This window comes from Sphingobium sp. WR1 (assembly GCF_059693745.1).
This window is the reverse complement of record NZ_JCATID010000043.1, coordinates 12,970-28,379: the sequence shown is the minus strand read 5'-3', so window position 1 is coordinate 28,379 and position 15,410 is coordinate 12,970. Positions and strand designations below refer to the sequence as shown.

19 protein-coding genes are annotated in these 15,410 nt (G+C 65.4%); 1 reads left to right on the top strand and 18 read right to left on the bottom strand.

Annotated features, from left to right (window positions below):
* Positions 1-427: 427 nt before the first annotated feature.
* The 9 genes from AC58EF_RS26945 to AC58EF_RS26905 form a co-directional block, all read right to left on the bottom strand.
* On the bottom strand, positions 428-709 hold the full coding sequence (locus AC58EF_RS26945) for a type II toxin-antitoxin system YafQ family toxin (protein WP_004212690.1): 282 nt from the start codon (positions 707-709) through the stop codon (positions 428-430).
* Positions 696-959, bottom strand: a complete 264-nt coding sequence (locus AC58EF_RS26940) for a type II toxin-antitoxin system RelB/DinJ family antitoxin (RefSeq protein WP_004212689.1) — start codon at positions 957-959, stop codon at positions 696-698. The genes AC58EF_RS26945 and AC58EF_RS26940 overlap by 14 nt, the downstream gene beginning before the upstream one ends.
* 384 nt (positions 960-1,343) lie before the next feature.
* Entirely contained in the window at positions 1,344-1,781 is a 438-nt protein-coding gene (locus AC58EF_RS26935; protein ID WP_007683347.1) for a DUF411 domain-containing protein, read from the bottom strand.
* Positions 1,782-1,860: 79 nt separating this feature from the next.
* A complete protein-coding gene (locus tag AC58EF_RS26930) occupies positions 1,861-3,102 on the bottom strand; it encodes an MFS transporter (RefSeq protein WP_497279463.1) in 1,242 nt (413 codons plus the stop codon).
* Entirely contained in the window at positions 3,096-4,082 is a 987-nt protein-coding gene (locus tag AC58EF_RS26925; protein WP_009823975.1) for a copper resistance protein B, read from the bottom strand. The genes AC58EF_RS26930 and AC58EF_RS26925 overlap by 7 nt, the downstream gene beginning before the upstream one ends.
* A complete protein-coding gene (locus AC58EF_RS26920) occupies positions 4,079-5,785 on the bottom strand; it encodes a copper resistance system multicopper oxidase (RefSeq protein ID WP_007683343.1) in 1,707 nt (568 codons plus the stop codon). Before AC58EF_RS26920 ends, AC58EF_RS26925 begins: the two co-directional genes overlap by 4 nt.
* Positions 5,786-5,810: 25 nt before the next feature.
* Positions 5,811-6,836: an alcohol dehydrogenase AdhP gene (gene adhP, locus AC58EF_RS26915; RefSeq protein WP_007683342.1), complete on the bottom strand. Its 1,026-nt coding sequence runs from the start codon at positions 6,834-6,836 to the stop codon at positions 5,811-5,813.
* Between the two features lie 26 nt (positions 6,837-6,862).
* Entirely contained in the window at positions 6,863-8,383 is a 1,521-nt protein-coding gene (locus AC58EF_RS26910; RefSeq protein ID WP_007683341.1) for an aldehyde dehydrogenase family protein, read from the bottom strand.
* A gap of 442 nt (positions 8,384-8,825) precedes the next feature.
* The gene (locus AC58EF_RS26905; RefSeq protein WP_242003391.1) at positions 8,826-9,056 is read right to left on the bottom strand and encodes a hypothetical protein; all 231 of its coding nucleotides are present in this window, start codon (positions 9,054-9,056) and stop codon (positions 8,826-8,828) included.
* Between the two features lie 12 nt (positions 9,057-9,068).
* Here AC58EF_RS26905 and AC58EF_RS26900 point away from each other — a divergent pair, with 12 nt between their 5' ends.
* Positions 9,069-9,209 carry a hypothetical protein gene (locus AC58EF_RS26900; RefSeq protein ID WP_242003392.1) on the top strand — a complete coding sequence of 47 codons (141 nt, stop codon included), beginning with the start codon at positions 9,069-9,071 and terminating at the stop codon, positions 9,207-9,209.
* 351 nt (positions 9,210-9,560) lie between these two features.
* Here AC58EF_RS26900 and AC58EF_RS26895 read toward each other — a convergent pair whose 3' ends face one another.
* The 9 genes from AC58EF_RS26895 to AC58EF_RS26855 form a co-directional block, all read right to left on the bottom strand.
* On the bottom strand, positions 9,561-9,851 hold the full coding sequence (locus tag AC58EF_RS26895; protein ID WP_013039105.1) for a hypothetical protein: 291 nt from the start codon (positions 9,849-9,851) through the stop codon (positions 9,561-9,563).
* A 131-nt stretch (positions 9,852-9,982) separates the two neighbouring features.
* Positions 9,983-10,423 (bottom strand): four-helix bundle copper-binding protein, encoded by a 441-nt coding sequence (locus AC58EF_RS26890; protein WP_007683338.1) that lies wholly within the window; start codon positions 10,421-10,423, stop codon positions 9,983-9,985.
* Positions 10,424-10,437: 14 nt separating this feature from the next.
* On the bottom strand, positions 10,438-10,881 hold the full coding sequence (locus AC58EF_RS26885) for a DUF1622 domain-containing protein (protein WP_007683337.1): 444 nt from the start codon (positions 10,879-10,881) through the stop codon (positions 10,438-10,440).
* Positions 10,868-11,590, bottom strand: a complete 723-nt coding sequence (locus tag AC58EF_RS26880; protein WP_007406380.1) for a hypothetical protein — start codon at positions 11,588-11,590, stop codon at positions 10,868-10,870. Before AC58EF_RS26880 ends, AC58EF_RS26885 begins: the two co-directional genes overlap by 14 nt.
* Positions 11,587-12,315, bottom strand: a complete 729-nt coding sequence (locus AC58EF_RS26875) for a hypothetical protein (RefSeq protein WP_007406424.1) — start codon at positions 12,313-12,315, stop codon at positions 11,587-11,589. Before AC58EF_RS26875 ends, AC58EF_RS26880 begins: the two co-directional genes overlap by 4 nt.
* Entirely contained in the window at positions 12,315-14,225 is a 1,911-nt protein-coding gene (locus AC58EF_RS26870) for a 2Fe-2S iron-sulfur cluster-binding protein (RefSeq protein WP_013039106.1), read from the bottom strand. The genes AC58EF_RS26875 and AC58EF_RS26870 overlap by 1 nt, the downstream gene beginning before the upstream one ends.
* Before the next feature lie 23 nt (positions 14,226-14,248).
* Entirely contained in the window at positions 14,249-14,569 is a 321-nt protein-coding gene (locus AC58EF_RS26865; RefSeq protein WP_007406382.1) for a hypothetical protein, read from the bottom strand.
* A gap of 59 nt (positions 14,570-14,628) precedes the next feature.
* Positions 14,629-14,850 carry a hypothetical protein gene (locus tag AC58EF_RS26860; protein WP_007406426.1) on the bottom strand — a complete coding sequence of 74 codons (222 nt, stop codon included), beginning with the start codon at positions 14,848-14,850 and terminating at the stop codon, positions 14,629-14,631.
* Positions 14,847-15,326, bottom strand: a complete 480-nt coding sequence (locus AC58EF_RS26855) for a heavy metal-responsive transcriptional regulator (RefSeq protein ID WP_007406417.1) — start codon at positions 15,324-15,326, stop codon at positions 14,847-14,849. Before AC58EF_RS26855 ends, AC58EF_RS26860 begins: the two co-directional genes overlap by 4 nt.
* Between the last annotated feature and the right edge of the window lie 84 nt (positions 15,327-15,410).

The following is a 15,410-nucleotide window of genomic DNA, read 5'->3' as shown; positions in this document are numbered from 1 at the left end:
TCCCTACTTGCCGCGTGACGTTCGCTATCCGTTCGCCCTTTCCGTGCAGATACGTCACTTTCGTGTAGTCACCCCATCATGGGCGTCGTCGTCGCTCTCGGCAGCATCGTCTACCGGGCCAGCATCCGCCGGTCATCAACGTAGGGGTCACGACGGTGGAGCGAGCGGTCGGCTCTTCAAGCCCAACGCGATCGGCTCATTTCTCGCTCACCAGTCGTGAACTAACGGCAAATTTGTCAGAATTTGAGGGTGAAAGTGATTTATGGCCCTCATTTTTGTTTCAAGCAGCGCCTGCCGAATGCATCTCTGCGATTGATGTCTTCTGCAAAAGCTTGTTGGCATCGGATGCTCGCTGATCACACCTAACCCGTAATCGTGCCTCTGGCTGACATACCCGACAAACGTATAAGCTCGCCATGCGCGGGCGTCACCAACCCAATTCCGCGTGCGATCCCAAGCGCACAAGCTGCAAGGTGTCGTCATCGGGCTTGCGGTAAATCAGCACGAGGTCGGGCTTTATGTGGCAATCGCGATGGTCGCGCCAGTCGCCGGTCAGCGCATGGTCGCGGTGGCGCGGTTCAAGCGGCTCGTCGGATGCCAGCGCCTCGATGATCGGGATCAGGTCAGCGTCCAGCGTCTTGGCGTGCTGCCCCTTCTTCTCCCGCTTGTAGTCGCGCTTGAACCGCCCGAAGCGTTCAATCGTCCGCATTGAGGTCGGCCATCAGGTCGACCACCGTGGCGAACCGCTTGCCCTTTCCCTCGCGCGCTTCCTTCATGGCCTCGATCGTCTCGGCATTGGGCACCAGCGGTTCAAACGGCAAGGCCTTGTCGCGGGCAACGCGGGTCAGCATCAGGCGCACGGCATCGGAGACGGTCAGCCCCATAGCAGCCAGCACGGTCGCGGCTTCCTCCTTCACCGCTCCGTCGATCCGGGTCTGCACAAGAGCGTTTGCGGCCATGTCGATTTCCTTTCTGCATGACGATGTAATGCAAGCGAACGCAAAGTGCAATCAGGCAAAGCCCCGGCTATCGACATGGCGACCGGGCTTCGCGTTTTTCACCTTCAATGCTGTGAGTGCCATCGGTTCGGGGCCCTGATCGGGAATGTTGGGGCCGTTCTCACACTTTCGGTGGGCAAACGGTCCCACAATCGTTCCCACATTTTGGGCCAAATTCAGGCAAATCAGGGAGACGACCGCGAACAACTTACAAGACAAATCGTTGCTTTTTCAGTGTAGGTAGGGGTAGGGACGCCATCAGCTCGCTTGACACAAGGTTCTACACTCGACAGCGGGGTCCTCTACCACCGGGCAATTCTGCAGGATGCTGCAAACCGCGCGATATCAATGGCGGGCGAAAATTCGCTGACCGGCGCTGCCGAAGGCCACCACCGTATAGGGTTGGCGGGCAGCGCCTGCCACTTCCATGCCCTCCGAACCGATCGGCATCCCCGCAACCGCAATGCCTTTGACGCCCGCAGGACGGGTCGCCAGCAAGCGCTTGACGTCGGATATCGGGACATGGCCCTCGATCATATAGCCATCGACGATCGCGCTGTGGCAAGATGCCAGCGTCCGGGGCATGCCGGCCTTGCGCTGAAGCTCGCTGCGCGACGCATCGTCACGCATGACGACCTTGCGTCCCAGCTTCGCGCGCACGGCCTGCGCCCACTTCTCGCAACATCCACATCCCGGATCCCGGTGGACGACGATATCACTGGCCGCAAGCGCTACGCCGGGCATGGCGAGGAACAGCAAGGCGACGAATAGGCGGGTCTTCATGAAATGACTCCCGGAAGAACGATAAGCATGGGGCAGAGGCCCCTTCTTTTCTATACGCATCAATGCGCCCCTCCCCTCATCACGCAGATGATTTTACGATGGCGGGCGGCCTCCAGGCTAGCGGCAGGGACACAAGCAGCGCTAGCGATAGACCACCAATCCCCCACAGAACGAGCGGCTGCGCCCCGGGAGCGACGATGGCTATCGCCAGCGGCGCGAGCGCCTGCCCGATGCTGGCGGCGGAATGCTGGAAACCGAGCTTCACGCCTGAAGGGGCCCCGCCGCCGCTGATCCAGAAGCTGGTGACCAATCGAAGGGTTGCCGAGCTCCAGCCGGCAGCAACGATGATCCCACTGAGCTCGGCCATACTCGCGGCGACAGGAAACATGAAAAGTGCCACAGCCAGCAGGCCCAGCGTCAATCCGGCAAGCCGCCTCGGCACAGTGACCAGCCAATCCAGCTTTGCATGGAAGATCTGTGCCGCCAGCATGCCCAATCCGCAGAGACTGAGCATCCAGGCGATCTCTTCGCGGCTCAGCGAAATGGCGCTCCGCGTCACCAGGAGATTGACATGCATCGCCGCCAGCCCGCCGCCCGCGACGATCGTGATAAAAAGCAGGATCAACGTCGCGCCGAGCGTAGGCGCGGGCAGGTCTCCGCCATCGATGCAAGGTGCACACCAGCGCGGCAGACGCACGGCGCAAAGCGCCGCCCCGACGGCACCGATGCCGAGAGCGAGGATCATGAGGGGAGCGCGGGGCAGGATCGCGGCCGAGACCTCCGCCACCAGCGGACCGGCGAGATCGCCCAGAAACACGAAGGCGGTCAGCCAGGCGAAGCGGCGCGCCTGGTCCGCGCGCCCGCTTGCGGCAAAGCTCGCGCAGAGCAAGCCCAACGGTATGATGGCGGCCGACGCCATCCCCGCCACCAGACGCAATGCATAAAGCTCAGGCAACCCGACGAGGCCGATCGGCGCGGTCACCAGCGCGAGGATGACCAGCGCTGCGCGCAACATCGCCCGATAGTCGACCCGGTCCGCGATCCAGCCCCAGAGCGGCGCCGCCAGCAAGGCTGCCAGGGGATGGACCGCAGTCAGGCTCGCGACGTGAAAATCATGAGCGCTTGACGATAGCGCGCCACGAGCCGGGTCGACCAGTGCCGGAAGGAAGGCGAGAATGGCCGTCTGTCCCGCCGACGCCGCAGCCGCCGCGAGCAACAAGACGAAAAAGGAGGCCGGCCAGCGACCGTTGGCTTGCGATCCAGCCTTGTCACGCGGCGCGTTCGCGGTCGATCCCTCGAGTGGCCATCCGCGGATCACCACCAGGCGCGCAAGCCGATCACCAGCCTGTGTTCGGAAGGCCCTTCCCTGCGCAGGCGACGGAAATCGGCCGTGCCGTCAAATGCGCGCTCCCAGACGAAGCCGATATAGGGCGCGAACTTGCGCGACACCTCGTAGCGCAACCGTCCGCTCAGCTCGACATTGCTGAAGCCGCTGCCGAGCTGCCGATCGCTCGACCGCTTCGAATAGATATTGGTTTCCACCTGCGGCGTAAGGATCAACCGATTGGTGAACAGGACCTCATAGGAGGCCTTGGCGCGCGCCGCGAGACGCCCATCGGTTCCTACATAGCCGGTGAGCTGGACGTCGAACCAATAGGGCGCCAGTCCCTCGACGCCGGCGGCGAGCCAGGTGGTCGCACCCTTGCCGAGATCCTGCCTGACCCCGAGCAGCGTGCCCCAGAACGGGTTCTTGCTGTGCCACCACAGCGCCTCGACGCTGCTCTCCGGATCGAGACGTTGGTCGCGGGAGTTCTTGAGCCCCTGGCTGCGCAGCCAGAGCTTGTCATTGTCCTGACCCTTGGTGACGAGCACGGTCCAGCCCACGCCCTGACCCTCGTTGCCGCTGGTGAACTCGAGCTCATCCACAAGTATCTTGGGGATCGAGAGCTTGTCGGCCATCTCATAGCCCGGCAGCGTCGAGTTGCGATAGCCGTCGGCATAATCGTCCGAGTTGCGCGCGTCCGGCGGGGCCTTGCCACCCTGCATCGAGCCCATGTCCATCGTGGCGCCGTTACCGGACGCCTTCGTGTCGGTCATATCCATGCCCGGCATGTCCATGCCCGCATGCTCCTGAGAGCCTTGCGCGGAAGGTGAGTTTGGATCGGGAGTGGCCGTTTGGGCAGGGGTGGCGGCGGGCGACGGGGGCAAGGCATCCTGCGCGAGGGCGGGAGCCGTGATCGCCGGCGCCAGGAAGAGGGCAACGCCAAGAGCAATGCCGCGCGAGGGGATAATCCGGATCATGCGACCACCACCTCCCGGAACATGCCGGCCGCCATGTGATAGAGCAGATGGCAGTGGAAGGCCCATCGGCCCATGGCGTCGGCGGTGACGCGGAAGCTCACCCGCTGGGCGGGCTGGACCACGACCGTATGCTTGCGGACCTGGAAGGCGCCGTCCGGGCCTTCGACATCGCTCCACATGCCGTGCAGATGCATCGGATGCGCCATCATCGTGTCGTTGACGAAGGTGACGCGCAGCCGCTCGTTCGGCTTGAAATGCAGCGGCCGGGAATCGTTGAGCTTGATGCCGTCGAGCGACCAGATGAACCGTTCCATATTGCCCGTCAGATGCAGCTCGATGTCGCGCTCGGGCTCGCGCGGGTCGGGATCGCCGCCCGGCGTGCGCAGATCGGCCAGCGTCAGCACGCGCCAGCCGCGCCCGCGCAGCCCGGCGCCGGGATCGTCCAGATTGGTGCGGGGATAGTCGACGCGCATGTCGGTATTGGCGCCATATTCGGTGCGGGCGTGCTGTGCCCTGGCCGGCATCTCGGTCATGCCGTGCCCGGCATGCGCGTCGCCTCCCATTGCGCCCATCGTCGCCATCGCGCCCATCATGTCGACCGGCTCGAGCCAGGTCCGGGCATCGAGCGGCGGCACGGCTGCCGCCATGCCCGGAGCCGGTGCGATCGTGCCGCGGGCATAGCCGCTCCGATCGATCGCCTGCGCGAAGATGGTGCGGGCGCCGCCCTCGGGCATGGTGAACTCGACGTCATAGGTCTCGCCCGGGCCGATCCGGAATTCCTCGACCGTGACCGGCTCGACCGGCTGCCCGTCGGCCGATACGACCGTCAGCTCGACCCCCGGGATCCGCACGTCGAAGAACGTCGCCGTCCCCGCGCCGACGAAGCGCAGGCGCACGCGTTCGCCGGGCGCGGCGATACCGGTCCAGTTGCCGGCGGGCGGCGCGCCGTTCATCAGATAGGTGTAGGTCGCGGCAGAGACATCGCTGTAGTCGGTCGGGTTCATCCGCGAGCTGTTCCACATCCGCCGCCGCTCGAGCGCCTTCCCAAGGCCCATGGCGCCGACATCCTTGAGGAAGTCGCCGGCTGTCGGCTGCGCAAAATTATAGTAGCTGCTCTGCTTCTTGAGATTGAGGAAGATCTGCAGCGGCGGCTCGTCCGACCAGTCGCTGAGCACGATGCAATAGTCGCGATCGGGCGCCCGCGCCGCCGGCGCCTGTTTCGGCTCCACGATGATCGCTCCATAGAGTCCCGTCTGCTCGGCGAGCGTGTGAGCGTGATACCAGTAGGTTCCGCTCTGGCGGACCTCGAAGCGATAGGTGAAGGTCTCGCCCGGCGCGATGCCGGCAAAGCTGATGCCGGGCACGCCGTCCATCTCCGCCGGCACGATGATGCCGTGCCAATGGATGCTCGACATCTCCTTGAGGCCGTTGCGCACACGGAGCGTGACCGTGTCGCCTTCGCGCAGGCGCAGGACCGGCGCGGGCACGCTGCCGTTCACGGCGGTCGCGATACGGCGTTTGCCGGTGAAGTTGACTGGCAGCTCGGCGATCTCGAGGTCGAACTCGGTCCCGCTAAGCTCGGCGGGCGAGACTGGGGCGGATCGCGCGAGAAGCGCCGGGGCGAAGCCGGCAACCGCGCCGCCGATCGCCAGCCCCTGGACGAAACGGCGCCGTGCGATCGGCCGGATATGTAAGGGAGACATGAACTGTACTTTCGCGAAGTCGGGTTCAGGCGAGGTCGAGGACGATCCGGCCCTCGATGTCGCCATGGTGCATGCGGGAGAAGACGTCGTTGATGTTCTCCAGCTTGTCTGCATGGACCGTGGCCTTGACCTTGCCGTCGCCGGCGAACGCCAGTGCCTCGAGCAGATCGAGCCGCGTGCCGACGATCGAGCCTCGCACGGTAATGCCGTTCAGCACGGTGTCGAAGATCGACAGCGGGAAGTCGCCCGGCGGCAGACCATTGAGCGCGACCGTGCCGCCGCGCCGGACCATGCCGAGCGCCTGCTGGAACGCCTTGGGCGAAACGGCGGTGACGAGCGCTCCGTGCGCGCCGCCTATCGCCTTCTTGAGCGCTGCCGAAGGGTCCTCGCTGTGCGCGTTGACCGTCAGTGTGGCGCCAAGGCGTGTAGCGAGGTCGAGCTTGCTATCGTCGATGTCGACCGCGGCCACATTGAGACCCATGGCACGGGCATATTGCACCGCCATGTGGCCGAGCCCGCCGATCCCTGAGACGACCACCCACTCGCCGGGTCGGGCCTCGGTGGCCTTCAATCCCTTGTAGACGGTGACGCCCGCGCAGAGGATCGGCGCAATGTCGAGGAAGTCGACATTGTCGGGAAGGTGACCAACATAGTTGGGATCGGCGAGGACATATTCGGCAAAGCTGCCATTGACCGAATAGCCGGTGTTCTGCTGTTCGTGGCAAAGCGTCTCCCAGCCACCCAGGCAATGCACGCAATGCCCGCAGGCGGTGTAGAGCCAGGGCACGCCGACCCGGTCGCCTTCCTTCACATGGGTGACGCCCGCACCGACGGCGGCGACATGCCCGACGCCTTCATGGCCAGGAATGAAGGGCGGGTTGGGTTTGACCGGCCAGTCCCCTTCTGCCGCGTGCAGGTCGGTATGGCACACGCCGGTTGCCGCAATCTTGACCAGGATCTGCCCGGGGCCGACCGTCGGGATCGGCGCGTCCTCGATGACCAGGGGCTTGCCGAATTCGCGGACGACCGCCGCCTTCATGGTTTTCGCCATGTCCGTTTCTCCTTTTGAGCGAGGGGTCAGAACAGGCCGAGCGCGTGCTCGTCATAGGAGACGAGCAGGTTCTTGGTCTGCTGATAATGGTCGAGCATCATCCGGTGATTTTCACGCCCGAAGCCCGACGCCTTGTATCCGCCGAAGGCGGCATGGGCGGGGTACTGGTGATAGCAGTTGGTCCAGACCCGCCCGGCCTCGATCGCGCGGCCCAGACGGTAGGCGGTGTTGCCGCTCCGGGTCCAGACGCCCGCGCCAAGACCGTAGGCGGTGTCGTTGGCAAGTGCGATCGCCTCCTCGACCGTCTTGAAGGTGGTGACCGCCAGGACGGGACCGAAGATCTCCTCCTGGAAGATGCGCATGTGGTTCTGACCCACGAACACGGTCGGCTGTACGAAATAGCCCTGGTCGAGCGCACCGCCCGGCAGCGCCTTGGCGCCACCGACCAGACACTGCGCGCCCTCGGCCTTGCCGATATCGATATAGCCCAGGATCTTGTGGAGCTGGTCCTCCGACGCCTGCGCGCCGACCTGGACCGAGGGGTCGAGCGGATCGCCCTGGCGGATCGCGGCGACGCGCGCCACGGCGCGCTCGATGAAGCGATCGAAGATCGACTCATGGATCAGCGCGCGCGACGGGCAGGTGCAGACCTCGCCCTTGTTGAACGCGAACAGCGTGAAGCCTTCGAGCGCCTTGTCGAAGAAGGCATCGTCCTCGTCGAGCACGTCCGCCATGAAGATGTTGGGCGACTTGCCGCCAAGCTCCATCGTCTGGGGGATCAGATGGTCGGCGGCCGCATGCATGATCTGCTTGCCGGTGACGGTCTCGCCGGTGAACGAGACCTTGGCGATGCGCGGATTGGCGGCGATCGCCTGGCCGACGGTCCGTCCCGGGCCGGTGACGACATTGAGCACGCCGGGCGGCAGGATGTCGGCGGTGAGCTCGGCGAACATCAGCAAGGTGAGCGGCGTCTGGGATGCGGGCTTGATGACGGTGCAGTTGCCCGCCGCCAGCGCCGGGGCGATCTTCCACGCCGCCATCAGCAGCGGGAAGTTCCACGGGATGATCTGGCCGACGACGCCAAGCGGCTCGCGAAAATGATAGGCGATGGTGTCGGCATCGATCGTCGAGATCCCGCCTTCCTCGGCCCGGATGCAGCCGGCGAAATAGCGGAAATGGTCGATCGCGAGCGGAACGTCGGCAGCGCGCGTCTCGCGGATCGGCTTGCCGTTGTCGATCGTCTCGGCAAGCGCCAGCAACTCCATATTATCCTCGAGCCGGTCGGCGACGCGATTGAGAATCCTGGCGCGGTCGGCGGGCGAGATCCTTGCCCATTGATCCTTGGCGGCGTGCGCCGCATCGAGCGCGCGCTCGACATCTTCCGGCGTCGACAGCGCAAACTCGGCGATCTGGGCGCCATTGATCGGGCTCGTGTCCGCGAAATACTCGCCGCTCGCTGGAGCGCTCCATCGACCACCGATGAAATTATCATAGCGGTGTCGGAAGGACGCCGCAGCATTGATGGTCCCGATCGCCTTCTCGAACATCGCCTGTCTCCATCTTTACCGATGCCTGATGAAGTAGGCCTTCTGATGAGACGGCCTATAAGTAAGTTCCGCAGACAAAAATCAGGCAGAGTTTTTACGAAGCGCCAGGCTGGACACGCAAAAGAAGCCGATGATTTTCTCATCAGCTCATAGATTATCTCGTCGCCTAAGCAGGCAATGGCTCTCGCCATTCAATCGCGGCGCAGAGGTCACTGAAGTTGATCCGGCCATGCTTGGTCGGACCTCTTAATCGTAAGCGCGGACCCGCAGCTCGGTGCCAACTCCTGGAGCTTTACGCATCGCGGGCTCCTCTCTCTCGCGGTGGACGCCTGCTTCTCGTTATGAAATCCTAGAAACTTGGAACACCTCTTGAAGAACAGGCCCGCCGCGGGGGCAGCGGCGGGCCCTCAGCCCCAGGGGTCTGTTCTCGGGGCTGGAAACCTCACATGTCGCTCATCGGCTTGTCGGCCATAGGCGTGGCCGGTTTCTTCTTGGCGGCCGGCTTTGCCTTTTTCATCGGCATCTTGCAGCAACCGCTCTTGGGCTTGCCAGCCTTGCTCGAACCGCTCCCCTGCGACGAGCCACCAGACATTCCGGCCATGCCCGCAGCGCCCTGCTGGCCTTGCGGCTTCTGCATGCCGGCTTGGTGATCCTGCATCATTTGGTCGTGCATCTGCTGCCCTCCATGATCCATCCCCTGCTGATGGGCATGGGCGGTGGATGGCTTCGGCTGCGCAGGGGCGTGCTGGGGCGCGGCGGGTGCCGATTGCGCCAGACCCGCGCCAGCGAAGTTCAGGGTCGCCAGGCAGCCGATCGCGCCGACTAGAAGTTTCGTCTTTCGCATTGTGGTTCTCCGCATGATGAGTCCTTGCCCGATCGCCGTTTGCGACCGCGACCATACCGACCCCTCATGCGGGCTTGGCCCTTTGGTCTGAATACGTAAGTTACGAATCCGCACTGGATCAGGACTGGCAGGCCCGCGATCTTGCGGGCGAAACCATGGTCCAAGGGTCCAGCGGATTCATGACTGCATCGCATTAAAGCTCGTGCAGACCTTTATTCTGAAACGCAATTGGCCCGCCGGGGAAACGGCGGACCAACGTTGCGGCCCGGTCAAACGATACCAACGCCTTGTATGGTGAGGCTTTGATCAACCGACCTCTGATGGGCTTTTGGTTCAGCACCCCCCGCCCGACCGATGCGACATGTCAGAAGCCCCCTCCTGGCTCCCCGATTCCCGCATGGCCATCCGGTGGCCTCGCATCATCTCACCGTGCATCTGGTCCTTGCCGTGCCGCATGCCCTCCATATGGGCCGTGCCGGACTGAGCCGGCGCAGGCTTGGCCTTGAGCGTCTCCTCGAGATCCGGCATGTCCGACGGCATGCCATCGGCGAGAACAGGCCCGGCACCGAGGGCAAGGAGGCCGAGGGCTGCGAGCGAAGTGATAACTACCGTTTTCTTGCGCACTATCGATTCCTTCAAGTCTGGTTTCCGTTCGACCGGCTTCAGATCCGGTCGTTTCTCGCTCCTCCGGGAGCTTGCCCTTGAGATGGTATCGGTCCTGACCCGGCAGTATACGTAATATGCGAAGCGGGTGGTCAGCCGGTCATGTCCGCCATCATTCGGCAGCTCGCCGCGCATTTCTTGCAGGTGGCCGAGCAACGCGCGATCCGCTGGTCCTCGCTATGACGCCCGCATTCCTCGGCGCAGCGCTCGCAAGCATCGGCGCAGGCGCGGCACAGGATGCGGTGCAGAGCCGATTCCCGCAGCATCGAGTTGGCTGTCGCCTGGCACAGTTCCGCACAGTCGTTCAGCATGGCGATCAACGACGCGCTCGCCAGCGCGCTGCTTTGCTTCGTCAGCCAGGCGGCGGTTTCGAGGCACATGCGGTGTGAAGCCAGGCAATCGTCGATGCAGTCCGTCATCGACATCGCCATCCCTTCCATTCGATGCTGCTGCCCCGCCGCCGGCGCAGCCAGCGTTCCGGCGGCGGCAAGGCCGGCGCCCGCCATCAGCAATTCGCGTCTCTCGATCATCATGCACCCTCCATCGGCTATCCCTTGCGCGGTGTGCCGCATCCGGCGGCCTCAGCCGTCGCCGGCGACCCATCCGACGCCGCACGCGCCTTCTCCCGCGCCATCCGGGTTTCCTCCCAGGGCCAGTGACCGTTGATCTCGACCCCGAGCGAGATGCTCAGGAAGGTCCGCACCAGCACAAGCCCGGCCAGCACGATGAGATCGTCGAGCGTCGGGTTGATCACCAGCGACTTGACGATGTCGCCGGCGACCAGAAATTCCAGGCCGAGCAGGATGCTGCGGCCGAGCGCCGAGCGGAACGTGCTATAGGCCTCGGTTCGGTCGCCCGCCCTCGCCCGCCGCGCAAACAGAAAGGTTGCGAGCCCCGCGCCGACCAGGATGGTCAGCGTGCCCGCCAGTTCCAGGCCGATCACGGCGAGCCGGAAGAAGGCGCTCAGCCAGTCGGCCTCAATGGTGATCATACCAGCCTCGCTTGCGGATATTGTTGAAGCTGTCGGTGGCGTGACAGGCATAGCATTGGTCGACGCGCGCCTTCGATCCGGCTGCGCGCTGCGAGACCATGCTGAAATGCTCCATGAAGTGACTGGGCGGCGCCTTATGGCACTCGGCGCACTGCGTCGAATTGACCGATGGATGGCGGTAATTGGCGATCTTCCAGCTGTCGGTCTTGTGGCAGCTCGCGCAGTCGGTGCCGAACAGGCCCTGGTGCGGATCGCGGAACGCATGGCAGCTCGCGCAATTGAGCGCGGTCTCGGGGGTCAGGCTTCGAGTGTTTGTCGACATGCCCGCCAAAGGCTGCCGCCACTTCGCCATGTCGAGCAACGCGGCGTGATCCATGCGGATGATGCCGCGCTCTCCCTCATGTTCGACGTGGCAGGAGGTGCACTGCGTCGCTTTCGCGTGGAACTGCGTCGACTGCTTCGTCCCGAAATCGGTGCCCGCATGGCAGGTGAGACAGGTCCGGGTTTCGACGCCCTTGCCCGGCGTGTGGCAGGCCGTGCATTGGCCGGCAAAGGACTGGTGCGCGCTCGAGAGCGGGCCGGGCGAGACGAGCTGCGCCACCAGGCCGGCATCCCTCGGCGCGTCCGATCGCATCCGGATCGCGACCGCGGCGACCATCACCAGCAGGGCTGCGATGAAGACGGCGTAGGAAAGACGCTGCCAGCTCATAGCCAGCGCAGCCCGTAATAGATCGCCGCGCCGACGTGGAGCGCGAGCAGCGCGAAGATGAGACAGCCCAGCAGGATGTGCAGGAACCGCCACCGCGCGAACAGGGTGTTGGTTGCCTCTTCGGCACGGATCGCGAATTCGGTATCGGCCAGCGCTGCGGCGATCCCCGCCTTGTCCTGGGGGCGCTGGCCCGCGGACGCATCCCCGGCGACGAACAGATAGCGCTTCCAGCCCGACAGCGGCGGGGCTGCGGTATCGGCCTGCGTCGGCGCCGCCGGCTCCTCGAGGAAGGCGGCGCGAAGCGAGGCCAGTTCTGACCTGCGTCCGCGCAGCGCCCGACCAAGCTGGGCAAGCAGGTAGCGGCCGATGAAGCCGGTGATGACCGTCATCAGCAGGAGGACGGTCAGAAGCAGGCCGACCGGGCTTTCGAGCTTGTGCGCGGCGTGGACCAGACCCAGGATCGGCGCCAGCACGCCGGCATAGATGTGGATGGCGAGCAGGGTTGGCTTGCTGACGACCCGGGAGAGCGCCTTGTCGACCCAGGCGATGTGCTTGGCCGCGACATAAGGAAGCGTCAGCAGCATCAGCACGAGCGCTGCGATCCCGATGATCCCGCCGGCCAGGCTACCCGGAAAGCGGGGCGACACATGCACGAGATAGCCGAACGGGAACAGCAGCAGGAACGCGACCAGCAGGCCCACGGCAATGTCGCTGCGTTCGCGCATCAGGCTTCGACCACGAGCGGCGTGCCCGTCCCCTTCGCCTGGCACGCGAGCACATAGCCTTGCGCCTTGTCGGCGGGCGCAAGGCCGGATTCGACCTCCATCGTCACTTCGCCCTGCAGCAGCTTGACCACGCAGGCGCCGCATGTGCCCGCACGGCATGCATAGGGGATCTCGACGCCCGCGCCCTCGGCCGCCTCCAGCACGGTCTCGTCCGCGGGCAAGGCCGCCGACACCCCCGACACGGAGAAGGTCACCGTGCTCGGCGCCACCTCGGCGCTCGGGGCCGGCTTATCCGCTGGCGGGGGCGCGGGCTTGACCTCGAGATCCTCGTGGTCGGCCGGCAGCGAGGCCGGACCGAACGCCTCGGTGTGCAGCTGCGCGTCGGGGACGCCGAGTTCCGCCAGCACGCCGCGCATCGCGCCCATCATCGCCGGCGGGCCGCACATATGGATGCGCCGGCTCGCGATCTCCGGCACCGCGGCCAGGATCATCTCGCGCGTGATCGGCCCTTCGGGGCCCATCCAGACGGTGCCGGGCGCGCGCTGCATCGCGGCGACGACATGGAGGTTGGGAAAACGGCGTTCGAGCCGCTCGAGCTCGTCGCGGAACACGAATTCCTCGGTCGACCGTGCGCCGTAGAAGAAGAAGATATCACCCTTCCACGCGGTGTCGGTGAGATAGCGCAGCACCGACATCATCGGGGTGATGCCGACCCCGCCCGCGATCAGCACGATGCTCTGGGCATCCGTTCCCGTGAAGGTGAAGGCGCCGAACGGTCCGCTGACCTTCAGCAGATCGTCGGCGACGACCTTGTCGTGCAGGTATCGCGAGACCACGCCCTGCTCCTCGCGCTTGACCGTCAGTTCGACATAGGCCCGCTGGGTCGGCGAAGAGGCGATCGTGTAGGAACGGCGCGCGGTCTTGCCCGCTTCGGGCTCTACCTCGACCTGCAGGAACTGGCCCGGCAGGAAGTCGAACGGCAGCCGGTCGGCGGTCGGGTCCGCGAGCCGGAAGGTCAGCACGCTCGGCGTCTCTCGCACGATCTGGACCACGCGCAGCTGCCCCGCCCAGCTTTTGGGCTTGCGCAGCGACGCCCCAGCGGGTGCGGCCGCATTGCTCGGCGCGAGCCCGGCGCTGTCGGCAACGGGTGCAGGCGCGGGCGCAACCCTGGTAGCGGGAGGGGCAGCCTTCGGCTCCGGCTTTGCTGGAACCTTGGCGGTGGCGACACCGCCGGCGATCGCCCCGATCCGCCGCAGGCGGAAGATCTGCAGCGCGATAAGCGTGGCGCTCACCAGCCCCAGGAACAGCATGAGAAGGAGGTGCGAGGGCGAGATGCCGAACCAGTGATCGGCATGGCCGGGCGCGGCCTGGTCGATGTCGAGCTGATCGCGCAGCCAGGCAAGCCCGACCTCCCGGGGCGGCTGCAAGCCCCCGATCGCGCCCTGCGCGGCGGTGCCGGAGCGGAACAGGTCGGTTCCCTCGCGCAGGCGCCGCGCCGCATCGAGCCGGGCCGAGACCGTGGTCGCACGCGCGCCGTCGGCCGAGGCGGCGTTGATCATCGCCAGACCCGTGCTTACCCGTTCGCCGGCCTGCGCAGCGACCCGCTGCCTTGCCGCTTCGTCAAGCGCGGGAAAGGCGAGCAGCTGCGAGATGAAGCCGGTCCGGCGCGATTCGTGGCCGTGCTCATTCTCCCCTTCCCCATTGATCATGCGATCCATCATGGGGTTCATCATCTTCGCCATGTCCGACGACCCCGGCTCTGCCGGTGCGGACATGCCCCCGCCGGCCGGCATGCCTGCGCCATGATGCGCGGCATGATCCTCGCCCTCCTGCGCGCCCGCGCTCGCGGACAGGCTGAGAGCGATTGCGCAGCCGAGGCTCAAGCGTCGAAGGCTGATCCGCCTGGACATCCTCATCCCCTTAGTGTGCGAGCCTACATATCCTTCATCGGCATCGCCGCATTGCCCGGCGCGGGATCGGGTGCCGGCGCGGTCTGGTTGCCGGCCCCGGCGCGCATCGCGTCATGGTCCATCGCCTGACGGTGATGCCGCTCCATCTCGGCCTGGTTGCTCATCGCGTCCATCGGCGCCGCGTCTGCAGCGTTGCCGCTGTCGGTCAGGACCGGGGTGGCGGCGACGCTGTTCGCCGCGGGCGGCACCGTCTGGTCGGCCTGGCGGTCGCAGCCCGAAAGCGCGAGCGCCAGCAACAGGCTTCCGCCGACAAGTGGAAGGGCTTTCTTCGCATGGTCGATCATGGCTTTGCTCCTTGGCTTGAAAACTGTGTCCGGGCGCCATCCCTGGCGTCCGGACCGGCTCATTGCGCGCTGCGCAGAATCCGGAGACACCGGTCGTGCGAGAGGTTCATCGGGTTGCGCCCCTGCCCCTTCATCTCGCCATGATCATGCGGCGTCTGGAGACCCATATTGCCCTCCATCGCCCGGCAACTCTCGACCTGCGCCGAGGTCGGCCGCGTGGTCACACAGGCGCCTAGAAGCAGCGCCGGCGTGAGGACGGCGATCAAACGCATTTTCTTCATGACAAAACCCCTTTCGCTCGTGGTGATCGTTCGTCCTGCGCTGCCTGATGTTTCTTGTTATGCTGCTGGTCTTTCCGCCGCGCCGTCAGGAAGGCGAGGATCGGGCAATCGGAGACCGGCACTTCGCCCGGGCATTCGTCGGCGAGCATCCGCAGCATGTCGCGGATATCCGACAGGCGCTCGAGCCGGGCTTCGGCGTCCGCGATCTTGGCAAGCGTGATATCGAGCACGGCCTGGGCATGCGCGGTGTCCGACGCCCTGAGTGCCAGCAGCTGCCGGGCCTGTTCGAGTGTGAAACCAAGCTCCTGCGCCGAGCGGATGAAATTGACGCGCTCGAGGTCGGTCGCGTCGTAGAGCCTGTAGCCCGCTGCCGTGCGCGCGGGCTCGCGCAGCAGGCCCATCCGCTCATAATAGCGGATCGTATCCCGCCCCACGCCTGCGGCCGCGGCCAGTTCGCCGATCTTGAAATTGCCCATGTCATCCGCTCGATCATGCCGGTTGGACCATGGTCCAGGGTCAAGCGGTTTCGCTTTGACCCCGAACGGTCTCCTCGTCGCCGG